Raw genomic sequence first — 14,383 nt, 5'->3', positions numbered from 1 at the left:
TCTCCCAACCGTTGAACTCGCCCACCAGGGACACGGTCGCGGCGTCCTTGGCCAGTTCCTTGTCCACGGTAAAAGTGACCTTGCATATGGGCTTGCTTTTGAGAAATTTCTTGCCAAGCGACATGGGTGCATCCTCCCGAAGGCGACATATTCCTTGTACAGGAATCGTCTCGCCCGTGCGCCGTCTGCGGCGCGTTCATGACGCCAAAGCGAATCATCGTGGCATGGCATCGTTTTGCCAACCGTGACACTACCTCAAGGCCTACCCAAGAACGTTGCGGTTGTAAATCGTTTTGGCGACGAGCCCTTGACCGGGCGCCCCCCGGAAAAACGCCATGGGCCGCCGCCCGCAGGCGCCTCCCGGGCCGTTGGGGGGCCTATTTATGGGTGTTGGAAAACATGGCCATGAGCCGGATGGCGGCCGGGCCCAGGATGATCAGCAACAGCGTGGGGAAGATGAAAAAGACCAGGGGCATAAGCAGCTTGACCGGCAGCTTGGCCGCGATCTCCTCGGCCCGCTGGAACCGCTTGGTGCGCATGGCGTCGGCGTAAACCCGAAGGGTCTGGGCGATGCTCGTGCCGAACATGTCGGCCTGGATGAGAAGCGCCACCAGACTGCCCACATCCTCCAGGCCCACCCGGGTGGCCAGGTTTTTGAGGGCCTCGCGGCGGGATTTTCCGGCCCGAAGCTCCAGGGTCAAAAGCCTCAGTTCGGAGCTTAAGACCGGCTCCTTGTGGGCCAGCTCCATCCCCACCCGCTGGATGGCCCCGTCCAGGCCCATGCCCGCCTCCACGCAGACCACCAGGAGGTCCAGGGCGTCGGGCAGTCCGTTCTGGATGGCCCGCTGCCGTTTGGTCACCAGATGGTTGAGGACCAGGCCCGGGGCGTAGAAAAAGGCCGCCACAATGCCCGCGCCCACGACGAACTTGTATTCCGGGCGCATGGTGGGCATGACCACCAAAACCAGGCCCGCCGCCAGGCCGATCCCGGCCAGGGCCATGCCGATCTTTATGCCCCAATAGATTTCCACGGCGTTTTGGCCGCGAAATCCGGCGTGCAGGAGGGTGGCCTTGGTGGCGGAGATGTCCTCGGCCTTGGAGGGCTGGACCTTGCGCCCGAAGGACTCGGCCGCTGACAAAAAAAAGTCCGTCAGCCAACCCAGGGTGCCGGGGCGTCGCCGGGTCGCGTCCTGGGGGGTGAGTCCCAGGGTGCGGCCCATGATCTCCCGGCGGCGGCGCAACTCCTCCAGATGGGCGAAGACGCCGAGCACCAGGGCGAACACCGTCAGATGGGCCAGCATGGCCACGGCCAGGGCGGCCACAAGCGTCGCGTCCATGATAATGGCCTCTCTTTGTTGGCGCGGCCGGTCAGACCGCGATACGGATCATCTTGCGCATCACGAGAATGCCGAAAAGCATCATGCCGCCGCAGGTCCACAGAATCATCCGGCCCAGGGGGTCGTCCACCAGAAGCATAATGTAGCTGGGGTTGCTGGCGTAGATGGCGCCGGCCACGCCAAAGGGCATAAGCGACAGCACCAGCGCCGCAAAACGGCCCTCGGCGGACAGGATGCGGATGCGCCCGCGCAGCTTGAACCGCTCCCGGATAAGCGACGAGATGTTCTCCACGATCTCGGCCAGATTGCCGCCGGTCTCGCTCTGGATCTTCAGCGACACCACAAAAAAATTGAGGTCCGGGCAGTCCACCCGGTCCATGATGTTGTCCAGGGCTTCCATGAGGGTCACCCCGAAATTGATCTCCTCCAGGGTCTTGCCGAACTCCATGCGGATGGGATCGTCGAACTCCTGCCCCACCATGGCCATGCCGCTGTTGAAGGTGTGCCCGGCCTTGAGCGCCCGGGCCACCAGGTCCAGGGCCTCGGGGAGCTGCTTTTCGAAGTGGGCCATGCGCCGCTTGCGCTTGAGGCGTATCCACCAAAAGGGCAATGCCGCCAGGGCGGCGGACGCGATGGCGGCCAGGATGGTGTTGCGGGTGAGCAGTTGGACAAAGACCGCCCCGAACACGGCCAAGACCAGGGAGGACAGCACGAACACCCCCAGGGGGGCGTGGATGTCGGCCTGAGCCAGCATGCGGTCCACGGCCGAGGTCCAGCGTTGCCGGGACAGGGCCGTGTCCAGCCAGGGCATGGCGCTTAGATGGTGTTTTTTGACGATGTCCAGGGGGGCCGCGTCCGTCTCCCGGCCGGTCAGTTCGGCCAACCGGCGCGACAGGCGCTCCTTTTCGGCCCGGCCCCGGGAATGCCAGACCAGAACCGTGGCCACGGCCAGATAGGCAAAGGCCGCAAAGACCAACACGGACAAAAGAGGCGGCATGTGGGTTGGGCCTCCCGGCGCGGCGGCGTGCGGTTGGGGGTGACGGGGGGGCGGCGTTCGCCCACCCGGGACAGGCGCCATCATCCTGCGCGTGGCGGCGGCCCTAGACCTCCACCACGTTCCTGGGGTCGAAAATGGTCTCGGGGAGCTTGATTCCCTTGGCCTCGAACTTGGAGGCGAACTTCGGCCGGATGCCCCGGGACAAGAACGCGCCCTTGACCCGGGCGTCCGGGGTCAGCCCGCGCTGCTCAAAGGCGAAAATCTCCTGCATGGTGATGACCTCGCCCTCCATGCCGGTGATCTCCTGAAAGCTCGTCAGCTTGCGCGAGCCGTCGGAAAACCGGGCGATCTGCACGATCACGTCCACGGCCGAGGCGATGTAGCGTTTCAGCGACAGCGGCGAGATGGCAAGGCCCGCCATGGCCACCAGGGTCTCCAGACGCATCAGCGCGTCGCGGGGGCTGTTGGCGTGGATGGTGGCCAGGGAGCCGTCGTGGCCGGTGTTCATGGCCTGGAGCATGTCCAGGGCCTCGGCCCCGCGCACCTCGCCCACAAGGATGCGATCCGGGCGCATGCGCAGGCAGTTTTTGACCAGGTCGCGCTGGGTGACCTCGCCCCGGCCCTCGATGTTGGGCGGCCGCGACTCCAGGCGCACCACATGATCCTGCTTGAGTTGCAGTTCGGCCGCGTCCTCCACGGTGACGATGCGTTCGTCGTGGGGGATAAAGCCCGAGAGGCAGTTGAGCATGGTGGTTTTTCCGGTGCCGGTGCCGCCGGAGATCAGGATGTTGAGCCGGGCCAGGACGATGCCCCGCAAGACCTCGGCGATGTCCGGGGTGATGGCCTTGAAGCCGATGAGATCCTGGGCCGTGAGCTTGTCCTTGGAAAATTTGCGGATGGACAGGGCCGGGCCGTCGATGGCCAGGGGGGGGATGATGGCGTTGACCCGGGAGCCGTCGGGAAGTCGCGCGTCCACCATGGGGGAGGATTCGTCCACCCGGCGGCCCACCCGGGAGACGATGCGGTCGATGATCTTTTTTAAGTGCGAATTGTCCTTGAAGCGCGACCCCGTGAGCACCAGTTTGCCTTTGCGCTCCACGTAGATCTGGCGAAAGGAATTGACCAGGATGTCGTTGACGGAATCGTCCTTGAGGAAGGGTTCGAGCGGCCCAAGGCCCAGCATCTCGTCCTTGACCTCGCCGATCAGGCGCTCCCGCTCCCCCTGGTTGAGGGGGGTCTGCCCGAACTCCTCGCGCAGAAGCTTCTCCACCAGCCGACCGATCTCGGCCGCCAGGGCCTCGGGGTCCAGGGAATCGAGCAGGGACAGGTCGATCAGGTCGATCAGCCGGTCATGGATGCGGGTCTTGACCTCGTAATATTCGTCCCCGGCCATGCCCGTATCCTTGGCGGCGGCGGGCGGCTCGAAGCGGGGGGGCATGCCCCGGATGGCGCGGCGGGGTGAATTGTCCATGGGGCGTTATCCTTGGCGTTTGCCTGCGGACAAAAAGGGAAGGCCGAAAAGTCCGCGTCCCTTCTTGGCCTCACCGGGCGGGACCAGGGCCCGGGCCAGATCCCCGATGGACCGGGTGACCTCGGCCTTGGGGGCGATCTCGGCCAGGGTCTTGCCCTGGTTTATGGCCGCAAGCGTGGTCTTGTAGTCGTTTTGTATCCTGCGGAAGACCTTGATGCCCAGGGCCTTTTCCATGTCCTCCACGGACAGGTCGCTCTCGGGCAGGTGCCTGTTGACCACCACCTTGAGCTTTTGCACCAGATCCCCCTCCACGCCCCGCATGTTCTCCATGAACCGGCGCACGTTGGCCAGACAGGGCAGATTCTGGACGCACACCAGGACGATGTCGTCGGAGATGTCCATGACCTTGAGGGTGATCTCGTCCAGATACATGCCCAGGTCGATAACCACGGTGTCGAAAAGCGACCGCATGCAGGTCAAGAGCGCCGTGATGTTCTCCGGGGTGGCCATCTGCAAGTCCTCCAGGCGGCTGGGGGGCGGCAGGAGGTAGAGCCCCGAGGCGTGCCGGGAGATGATGCTCATGAGGTAGGTGGCGTCCAGGCGGGAGATGTTGCCGATGATCTCGCCCCAGTGGTAGCGCGGATGCAGATCCAGGAAAAGCTGCACCTCGCCAAACGGCAGGTTCATGTCCATGAGCGAGACCATGGCCCCCTCCTTCCTGGACAAAAAGGAGGCGGCCAGGTTGACGGCCAAGGTGGTGGTGCCCACCCCGCCCTTGGCCCCGAAGACGTTGATGATCCGCCCCTGGCGCGGCGCGGCGCCGCCAGCGCCCTGGCGTTCGGCCAGGCGTTTGTCGCGGCGCTCCTTGAAGCGCCAAAGCGCCATGCGGATTTCATCCTCGGGGGAGTCGGCCTGGAAAAATTCGCGCACCCCGGCCCGCATGGCCTGCATGAGGGTATCCTTGGACAGGCGCGGGGCCACCAAAAAGACCTCGACCCCGTGCGCGGCATCGAGAAAGGGGCGCAGCTCCTCGAGCTCCGGCCCGATGTCCTCGGAGGCGGCCTCCCGCACCACCAGTTCGACCAGGCTTGTCGCGGCCCCGAGCACCTCGAAATCGGCAAACTCCGCCAAGCGCCGTTCAAAGGCGGCGCGCACGCCGTGGTCGGCGACATCCAAAACAACGGCGATCTTTTCCTGCATGTGAGCCTAGAGGAACCGTCGCGCCGACAGGCCATGGCCCTGGGCCGGGGCGGCGATTCGCGTTGGTTCGTTGGCGGCGCTGCGCCGCGTGCGCGACACCGGGCAGGGCTTGTCCCGCCAGGGGCGGGAACCGCCGAAGACGGCGGGGTGCGGCGCACAACCAGGTCGCGTGGAAAACAACATACGCCGTTTCCGGGGGGATGAAAACCGCTCCCCCGCCCGGAATACGGGCTTAATTCGCGGACTTTCCGCTGTCTTTGGGGGTAAAAAGCACGGCGTCGGTCGCGCCCCCCCCGGCCCCGCCCTTGCTCCCGGCTTTGATGGGGGCGGGCTTGTTCTGGTACTGACTCATGGTGTTGGCGGCCTTCTGGCCGTCGAAGCCGGCGACCGGCGTGCCCTCGGCCCCGGCGTCGGGGTTGAGCTTCTGATTGGTGAAGACCGTATGGAAGGATTCCCCGAAGTGCGTGTCGCTGTTGCGGGTCACCTCGTTGCACCCGCCGGGCCCGCAGGCCAAAAGGGCCACGAGCGCCAAGGCCAGGGAGAGGGATGTGCCGTGGGTCATGGGGGCTCCTTAGCCTGCGCGGCCTGTCACTGGCTCAGCTCCCGGGCCTGGGCCACGGGAGGCAGGGCCGCGCCGAACTGTCCGTCCAGGCCGTTGGCCTCGGCGGTTTTGGCAGGACCGGCCTTTTTTTCCGTGACCGGGTCCGGGGCGATGTTGAGGAAAAATTCCATGTCGTCCGGCGGGGTGTAGTTGTCCGTGGGCAGGCGGATGGCCGACTTGTCCAGGGGCTTGGCCAGATGGGCGGTGATGATGATCACCAGCTCGGTTTCCTTGTTGGTGTACTGGGTGCTCTTAAACAGGCTGCCCAGGATGGGGATGTCGCCCAGGGCCGGGAACTTCTCCAGGCTTTCCCCCGAAATCTGCTTGAGCATCCCGGCGATGGCGAAGCTTTGCCCGTCGCCAAGCTCGATGGTGGTGGAGGCCTTGCGGGACAAAAGGGCCGGCCCGGCGGAGGTGCTGAGGCTGTCGTCGATCTCCGACACCTCCTGCTGCAAGACGAGATTTATCCGCTCATCGGCCAGGACCGTGGGGGCGAACTCCAGCTTCACGCCGTAGTCCTTCCATTCGATGCCCTGGTTGAAGGCGCTGGAGATGGCGTAGGGAATCTGGCCGCCTGCGTTGAAATAGGCCTTCTGTCCGTCCAGACACACCAGGGTGGGCTCGGCCAGGATCTTGGCCAGGCCGTTTTTCTTGAGGATGTCCACCACGCCGGTCCAGGTGACGTTGTTGGGCTGGCCGTAGTTGGTGTTGTAGCGCACCACGCCCGTGGCGTTGCTGCTGACGGTGGCCGTTTGCTGCACCTCCCGGGGCTGGAAGGTCGAACTCTTGGCCGAGACGGGCGGGAAGACCGCATTGCCATCGTCGTCTTGCAGGTAAAAATAATCGTTTTGCGCGCTGATGATGTCCATCATGGTGCCGTCGATGGAGCTTAAGCTTCCCAGCAGGGAATAGGCGAAGTTGCCCTGGGAGATGGCGTTGATGTTGATGCCCATGCGGTTGGCGACATCCTTGGACATTTCGGCCACCCGCACCTCCAGCATGACCTGATGCACCCCACCCACGGTGACCAGGTTGACCACCTTGCCCGGGGCGTGGACCTCGGCCAGGGTCAGGGCCTTTTTGAGGTTCTCGGAGTTTCTGGCCGACCCGGCCAGGGTGATGGAATCCTGGGAGGCCATGACCGCAAGCCCCGGTTCGTCGGGCAGGATGTCGTGGAGCATGCGCTTAAGCCGCGTCACGTCCGGAGCCACATCCAGGTCGTAGATGTCCATGACCTTGTCGGCGCGGTCCCAGACGGTCAGCGAGGTCATGCCCGGGGCCTCGCCGGTGATATAGATCTGTTTGCCGGAGAGCAGGACGAAATTGGCGATCTCGGGCTTGGCCACGGACACCCGGCCGATGTCGCCCCGGGTGCTGGTGTAGATGATGGACTTGCCCGTGGCCAGTTCCAGGCGTTGGGCGGGCCGCACCGAGGCGGGCGCGGCGCTGATGACCCCGGCCCCGGCCGGGCCGGAAAAGACCACAAGCCAGGCCAATGCCCAGACCGTCATGGCCCGGAGCCGGGAGATGGTGCGTGGCGTGGCGGATGTCATGGTCCGTGCTCCTGGGTTACGGAATGACCGGCGTGGGGCCGAGGTCGATGTCCTGTACCGGTTTGCCATCCTCGCCGCCCATTCCCGACATCAGGGCATTGGGCAATGTCCCGGCCGCCTCGCGGCTGCCCGGGGCCACCTTGCGTTCCACCGTGTCTTCCTTGGGCTGGCGATGCCGTTTGGACAGTCCCCGGATGACCTCCACGGGCGGGTCTTCGGCCATGGCCGGGTCCGCGTCGGGGGCGGCTCGGCGCTGAAGGACGGTGGTCAGGTCCGCGCCGGAGGTGACCACGGCGTCCTTGTCGGTCGGAGCCCGCAAGGCGAAGGACAACACATGGTTATTGGCGGCGTAGGTCAGCTTTTCGGCCTCGGCCGGGGTGACCTGGAGGGTGAAATAGTCCGTGGCGGAGAGTTCCTCCCGGCCGTCCTTGCCGATCTTGGGCTCCATCTCCGTGCCCGTGGCCAGAACCGGGAGATTCGTCAGGATAAGCTTGCTCTCCTTGACGTCGGGGGCGTCCGGGTCGGGCTGCTCCTCGCTTTGCATGGTCATGATCACGTCCACCCGGCTGCCCGGGACGATGAGCCCCCCGGCCCCCAGTTCCTTGGAGCCTCTGACCGTGACCGCGCGCTTGCCCGGCTCCACGAGCTGCTCCAGCCCCGCCGTGGCCGCGCCCTTGGGGAACAGCTTGTCCTCGGTGATCGGGTCGCCCGGCGACAGCCTGCGGGAAAGCGTGCGGCCCGCCAGATCGTCGGGGTTGGAAAACGACTGGGGAGGCACGAGGTCCGGATCATACGGCACGATTTTGAGCATGTCCGGCGACAGACGCAGGCCCCGTTCCAGGCCCTTGGCGGCGACCACCAGATTGTGGGTTTTCACGGGGGCCGCGACCTCGACCGAGGCCGTGTCGGCCTGCCGGAGCGCGGGTTTCTGCCCGGACAGCCAGCGCAGGGTGAGCCCCCCGGCCACGGTGGCCAAGAGAATCGCCAGCACGAGATGTAGTGCGGCCTTGGATTTCATGCCTCACACCCTTTTGGTCTTCCGGTTCGCCGGAAAAGCCCGCCACCGCCGGGCCATGGTCCGCCACACGGCTGGCCTGCCTCGGCGACAGGGACCAAGCAAAAGCCATGCCCAAAGCCCGATTCAGGCCCAAACCGCCCGGCAGGCCGCACCACGGGCCGATCTCCGCCGACCCGACGGCGGGGGCCTGCCCCGCCGGGCCGGGCTGTCCGGCAGGGGAAAAGGCCGGGTGTTTCACGGGATGAACGAGGGGATGTTTAAGAAAGTGAAACGAATACGCCGCCGGTTCAGGCCACCTGGCCGGAAAACCGGGCCGGATCGATGCCGTGCTTCTGGATTTTGTTCCACAGGTTCTTGGGGCTGATCCCCAAAAGCGCCGCCGCGTCCTTCTGCACCCCGTCCTTTTTGGCCAGGGCGGTCTCGATCATGCTGCGTTCCACGTCCTCCAGGGTCTGGCGCAGGGAGGCCACATGCTCCCCGCCGCCCACCGCCCCGGGGACGCGCCCTTGCTCCTGCCCCGCCGCCCGAGCCCGGACCTGGAAGGCGTCGCGAAAGTGGTCGGCCTCCAGCACCTCGCCCGCGCTCATGATGGCCGCCCGCTCCAGCACGTTGGCCAACTGCCGGACGTTGCCCGGCCAGTCGTGGGCGTACAAAAGCCCCATGGCCTCCCGGGTGATCCCGCGCAGGTTCATGCCCAGCTTGACGTTGATGCGGGACAGAAAAAATTCGACCAGAAGGGGCAGATCCTCCTTGCGCTCGCGCAAGGGGGGGATGCGGATGACGGCTACGCTTAAGCGGTAATAGAGGTCGGCGCGAAATTTCTTTTCCTCCACCAGTTGGGGGAGATCCTGGTTGGTGGCGGCGATGATGCGGATGTCGATGTCGATGGGCCTGGCCCCGCCCACCCGCTCGATCTGCCGCTGTTCCACGGCCCGCAGCAGCTTGGGTTGCAAAAAAAGGGGCATGTCGCCCAGTTCGTCAAGCATCAGGGTGCCGCTTTGGGCCAGTTCGAACTTGCCCTTTTTCAGGGCCAGGGCCCCGGTGAAGGCCCCCTTTTCGTGGCCGAAAAGCTCGCTTTCCAGCAGATTTTCCGGGATGGCCGCGCAGTTGACCTTGATAAACGGCCCCGCCGCCCGCTTGGACAAGGCGTGTACGGCGTCGGAGACCACCTCCTTGCCCGTTCCCGATTCGCCCGTGACCAAGACCGTGGTGTCCAGCCCGGCCACCCGGTGGATCACCTCCACCACCCGGCGCATCCCTTCGCTTTGGCCCACGATGGTGGGACCGCCCCGGGCCTCGCGCAGGCTGGTGCGCAGGGAGGCCAACTCCGCCCGCAGTCCCCGGCGTTCCAGGGCCCGGCGGATGACGATCTCAAGCTCCGTTAGGCTAAACGGCTTGGAAAAAAAGTCGTAGGCCCCGCGCCGCACGGCCTCCAGGGCCTTTTCCCGGGTGGAATAGCCGGTCATGACGATGACGTCGGTGGCCGGCGCCATGTCCCGGATGAGGCTTATGGCCTCGATGCCGCTTTTCCCCGGGAGCATGACATCGGTCAAGACCAGCTCGAACGGCGTCTCCGCCAGCCTGCGCAGGCCCTCCTCCACCGAGCCGACGCTCTGGGGTTCAAAGCCTTTGGAGGTCAGGGCCTCGACGAGCATCTCGCGAAACGCCGCGTCGTCCTCGATCACCAGGATTTTTTCGGCCATCATCCGCCTCGGTTGGCGTTTGTGCAGCACACGCGCGGGAACGCTCCTCCGGCCGGTCGCTCCTCAGGCCTCCTCGTCGCCGGGGAAAAAGCTGGTGAAGACCTCTTCGATGCTCTCCTCAACGCCGCCGACCAGCCCCTTGAGATCGGCCGAAGACAGGGACAGGGCCTCCACGGCCTCGGGCAAAAGGGCCGGGACGCGCCATTCGCCGCTGGCGCCGATCTCCAGCGCGTTGCACAGAAAATCCGCCACATGGATCACCGCCGGTTCCTCGATAAAAAGCGGCTCCGTCAGGTCGTGGTGGTAGCGCACCATCTTTTCCAAGGCCGTCGGATACTGCCACTTGCGCAGCAAAAGGCCGCCCAGATAGCCGTGATCGAAGGCGAAAAGCTCCTTTTCGACCATGGTCAGGGTGCAAAATTCCTCCCGGGAGCGGCGCAGGGCCAGGCCCGACGGCCCGGGCAGGTGCTTGTAGAGGACCAGACGCCCGATATCGTGCAACAGCCCGGCCACAAAAGAACTTTCCCCACCGCAGACCCCGGAGTGTTCGGCCAGGGCCCGGGCGATCATCCCACAGCCGATGCTGTGTTTCCAAAAGGCCTTCATGTTGATGTATTCCGGGGGGATGTCCCGGAATATGGGCAGCACGGAGACCCCCAGGGCCAGGGTGGCCAGCTGCTTGCCGCCCACGATCATCACCGCCCGGGTCAGGTTGTCCACCTTGGCCGGGAACCGTCTTTCCACGGCCCGGGAGGCCCGGCTGTAGAAGGCGCTGTTGACCAGCTTGAGCAGGGTGGCCGAAAGGCTGGCGTCCGTACCGATGATGCGCGCCGCTTCATCCACGCTGCTGCGCGGATTGCGCAGCACCTCGTTGATGCGCGTGAACACCTCGGGCAACGACACCAGTTGCGGATCCTCGCGCAGCAAATCCTCGGGTGAGGGGATGGGCCCGGCCGCCGCCACGGGCGCGGGCCGCGCCCCGAACGGGGACTGGGGCTTCGGCGCCGGGGCGGGCTTGTCGGCCTCTTCCAGGGCGGCCCGGGCCAGCCGTTTGGCGGTCCTGCCCACGCTTAGGCGAAAGACCGTGGCCGCGATCTCCTCGCGCAGATCCACGAACACGAAACGGCCCTTGGCCGCCTCCATGGCCTGTTCGAGGAAATCGGCGGGTTTCGGCCGCGCGTCCGCAGGCGGCTCTCCCCCCCCGTCGGCGCCCGTCTCCGCCGCCGGGGGGGGAGAGCCGCCGACCACGTCCAACTCGGCGATCCCCCATCCGGCCAGGGTGGTCAGATGGGACCGCTCAAGCCGCGTACCCCGGGGCATGAGAAAACGCCCGCCCGGGGTCATGGCGTCCTCGGCCAGCTCCATGCCCGGGGACAGATCGGAAAACCTGACTTTGACCATATCCTTCCATACGTCCTTCGCCGCAGCGGAACCGAGTTCCCCAAAACGACTCCATGCCGGATATGGAGACAAACGAAGGGGCGTGTCAAGACGCCACGCCCCGGGCCTGCTCAATCCGGGGCGGGCATGTCTCCCAGTTCCACTTCCGCGCAAAACCCTTCGCTGTCGCGCACAATGCCGAAAACGCCGTGATTTTCGTTCAAATAGTTGATGAAGGCCAGCAGTTCGGGGTCGTCCCGGGAGGGATCGGCCCCCACAAAGGCCGCCCCCCGGGCCCGCATGACCACCCGCACCCGGCCGTCCCCGCCGCGTTCGGCCAGGCAGGCGATCTCCCCGGCGCACCCTTCCCGGGCCGCGTCGCGGACCATGGCCAGACACCGCAAAAGCCCGTGGCCCACCTTGCGCCTGTCCGCCTGGACCACAACCCCGGAAACGTCCCGGACAGACACGGACAGCCCCCGGGCGGCGCATTCCGGGCGGGCCTGCTCCACGGCCTCCGCCAGCGCCCGCCCCATGTCCACGGCCTGGGTCAGGCGTCCCCGGCTTTTGCGGGCGTCGAACAGGGTCCGTCGGCCCTCAAGCTCGGCGATCATCCGGGCCTTGACCTCGCCCATCTCGACCAAAATTTCCGAAAGCCGGGGGACGGCGCGCCCCAGAAGGGCCGCCTCCAACGCGGCGATGTCCTCCACCACCGGGCTTTCCCCGCGCCCCAGGGCGGTTTCCGCCGCCTGCCGGGCGGCGGCAAAGGCGTCCCCGGTGCGGGCCGCCGCCTCCAGGGTGCGGCGCATCTTGAGAAAAAGCCCTTCCAGGGAGGTCAGGGCGTTGCCGGTGGTGTGCAGGTAGGTTCCGGCCGATTCCACCAGCCCGGCCTGGAAGGCGATTTCCGCCTCTTTTTCGCTTAGGCGTTCCCGCAGCCGCGATTCCATGAGGGCCTTGGTCTTGGCCGCCAGCTCCTCGGTGCGGCTGACCACGCGGGCCTCAAGCTCCGCGTTGGCCCGCTCCAGTTCGATCTCGGCCAGGCGTCTGCGCACGATGTTGCCGGTGGACAAGATGACCAGCCCAAGCCCCCCCAGAGTCATAAGCCCCATCATGAACATGGCGTTGCGCGACTGGCGCACCACCCCGGTGACGGCCAGAACGTCCGTAAACGAGGAGGTCACCCCCACCACGAAGGACATGTCCTGCACCCGAACCGGGGCCCAGGCGATGATCTCCTGCCGGTTCCCGGCCTTGGCGACGAAGCGCCCCGCGCCCTCGCGCCCGGACGAGGCCTCGGCCACCAGCCGCTCCATGCCCGAAGGCTGGTCGTGCCCGTTCTCCCCGGCGGGCGCGCCCTGCGCCGCGCCGCACCAGGGAAGACCGGGATCACGGCCGCAATCCGCCTGCCCCGGGGAAAACATCCAGGCCCCGCCGCCCAGAAGGCTCACGGGGGCCAGGATGCGCTCACGTATTTCCGATTCGATGACCGGCGGCGGCAGTTCGCCGTGCCTGGCCCATATGAAATTCTCGGCGCTTCTGCCCAGACTGCGGGCGAGCTCAAGCTGCGTCTTGCAAAACGCCACGGACGTGCCCGCACGCAGCGCCGCCTCGTAATTAAGCACCAGATACCAGCCAAGCACGATGCCCAGCGTGGCCACGATGGGCAACGTCATGTCCGCTTCCCACCGAAATCGCGACAAAAAACCTGCGCGCCCGGACGGTTGTCCGTTCGCCCCCTCCTCCCGGCTCGCCATCGTTGCCCCCCGCACCTGTCGCCTCCCCGGCTCTCCCCCCGCCGCACGGGCCTCCCCCCGTTTGGCCGGGACATGTCCGAACGCATCGCACATGGCCGGGCGACCGTCATGAAAGCGGTCGTGGGTTAAGCTTACCGGAATCGCCGCCCGCCGCCAAATAAAAAACCCCCGTCCGGCCGCACCGGCAGGTGACGGCGCAGACAGGGGAACACGGCCGGGACGAGCCGAAAGCGCGGCGCGGCAGGGGGTTAGGTGTTCAGGCCAAGGGAATCCAGGCGGCGCATCTCGTCCATCCGCTCCAGCCACTTATAGTGGAATTTCACGTCGTTGCCCATGATGCTGCCCTGGGCGGGGATATCCAGCCTGCTGCGCAGGGAGGTTCCGGAATTCTGCCGATGCACGCAGGTCACCGTACCGCAGTACATCACCTTCCAACCGGACAGGCACAGTTGCAGATCATGGTCCGTGTCGTCGATCTGGGAAGGGCTGTAACGAATGTCGAACCAGGGGGCGTCGGCCAGGGAGGCCACCCGAAGAAGATGCTGGCAGCCCATGACCACCCGGGTTTCCCGGATCACGTCGTACAGTCCGATGTCGTACTGCATGTAGGGCACGGGGATGCTGGCCCGGATGGCCTCCTCCGTGCAAAGGGAGATGTGGCGATACAGATATTGCAACAGCCGGTACGTCCCCGGGAAGACCACCTTGCACCCCACGTTGCCGATTTTGGGATCGCTCTCGGCCACGGTGAGCAGATGGCTCAACCAATCCGGTTGCAGATAGATGTCGTCGTCGAGAAAGGCCACATAGTCGCTCTCCCGGGTGGCGGGCTGGCTCAGGAGCCAGTTGCGGGCGGCGGGCGCGCCGATGTTCACCGGCAGTTCGATGACCTCGAAGTCGTTTTTCGGGAAAAGCCCCCTGGCCCTGGCCACCACGGCGGCGCTGTCGTCGGTGCAGCCGTTGAGCAAGACCTTGATGCGGGCCGGGCCGATATCGGTGGCCGCCAGGCTTTCCAGGGTCTCGCCCAGGATCGTGGCCTTGTTGTAGCTGTACAGATAGATGCAGACTTTCTTCGCTGTCAAAAGTCCGGCGTCGGGGACGAAGGGGTGGCGCAGGGCCTTGGCGCGCAGCGCATAGGGACGCTGCCAGGGATCCAGGGCGAAGGCCCGTTCGTACAATTCCACGGCCGCCTCCGGCCGCCCGGCCCGGCGGTGCATCTCGGCGGCCCGGGCCAGGGCGATGGGCTCGTTGATCTGGGATTTGAGCCTCTCCCACAATGGCCAGGCGGCCTCATCATGGCCGAGGGTGGCGAAGTGGTCGAAAAGCCGTTTGTCCCATATCAGGCGCAGGGCCTTGGGGCAGTTGAACC

Annotated in this window: 11 protein-coding genes; all 11 read right to left on the bottom strand. The window is 65.9% G+C overall.

What is annotated here, in order from left to right; genetic code table 11:
* Positions 1–377 precede the first annotated feature (377 nt).
* Complete coding sequence (locus V3572_RS13525; protein WP_332111541.1) at positions 378–1,337, bottom strand: type II secretion system F family protein; 960 nt, start codon at positions 1,335–1,337, stop codon at positions 378–380.
* A 31-nt stretch (positions 1,338–1,368) separates the two neighbouring features.
* Positions 1,369–2,334, bottom strand: coding sequence for a type II secretion system F family protein (locus tag V3572_RS13520; protein WP_332111540.1), 966 nt, complete (start codon positions 2,332–2,334; stop codon positions 1,369–1,371).
* A gap of 103 nt (positions 2,335–2,437) precedes the next feature.
* Positions 2,438–3,772 carry a CpaF family protein gene (locus V3572_RS13515; protein ID WP_332111542.1) on the bottom strand — a complete coding sequence of 445 codons (1,335 nt, stop codon included), beginning with the start codon at positions 3,770–3,772 and terminating at the stop codon, positions 2,438–2,440.
* Positions 3,773–3,811: 39 nt separating this feature from the next.
* Complete coding sequence (locus tag V3572_RS13510) at positions 3,812–5,005, bottom strand: AAA family ATPase (protein ID WP_332111539.1); 1,194 nt, start codon at positions 5,003–5,005, stop codon at positions 3,812–3,814.
* 232 nt (positions 5,006–5,237) lie between these two features.
* Positions 5,238–5,567, bottom strand: a complete 330-nt coding sequence (locus tag V3572_RS13505) for a hypothetical protein (protein ID WP_332111538.1) — start codon at positions 5,565–5,567, stop codon at positions 5,238–5,240.
* Between the two features lie 26 nt (positions 5,568–5,593).
* Positions 5,594–7,159, bottom strand: coding sequence for a type II and III secretion system protein family protein (locus V3572_RS13500; RefSeq protein WP_332111537.1), 1,566 nt, complete (start codon positions 7,157–7,159; stop codon positions 5,594–5,596).
* Positions 7,160–7,175: 16 nt separating this feature from the next.
* The gene (cpaB, locus tag V3572_RS13495; RefSeq protein ID WP_332111536.1) at positions 7,176–8,177 is read right to left on the bottom strand and encodes a Flp pilus assembly protein CpaB; all 1,002 of its coding nucleotides are present in this window, start codon (positions 8,175–8,177) and stop codon (positions 7,176–7,178) included.
* Positions 8,178–8,464: 287 nt separating this feature from the next.
* Positions 8,465–9,880 carry a sigma-54-dependent transcriptional regulator gene (locus V3572_RS13490; protein ID WP_332111535.1) on the bottom strand — a complete coding sequence of 472 codons (1,416 nt, stop codon included), beginning with the start codon at positions 9,878–9,880 and terminating at the stop codon, positions 8,465–8,467.
* A 63-nt stretch (positions 9,881–9,943) separates the two neighbouring features.
* On the bottom strand, positions 9,944–11,281 hold the full coding sequence (locus V3572_RS13485) for an HDOD domain-containing protein (protein WP_332111534.1): 1,338 nt from the start codon (positions 11,279–11,281) through the stop codon (positions 9,944–9,946).
* A gap of 110 nt (positions 11,282–11,391) precedes the next feature.
* Positions 11,392–12,933: a hypothetical protein gene (locus V3572_RS13480; RefSeq protein ID WP_332111533.1), complete on the bottom strand. Its 1,542-nt coding sequence runs from the start codon at positions 12,931–12,933 to the stop codon at positions 11,392–11,394.
* Positions 12,934–13,262: 329 nt separating this feature from the next.
* On the bottom strand, positions 13,263–14,383 hold a 1,121-nt coding region (locus V3572_RS13475; RefSeq protein ID WP_332111532.1), incomplete at its 5' end, for a glycosyltransferase family 2 protein.

This window comes from Desulfolutivibrio sp., from assembly GCF_036584575.1.
Lineage (GTDB): Bacteria > Desulfobacterota > Desulfovibrionia > Desulfovibrionales > Desulfovibrionaceae > Desulfolutivibrio.
This window is presented reverse-complemented; position numbering and strand designations above follow the sequence as displayed.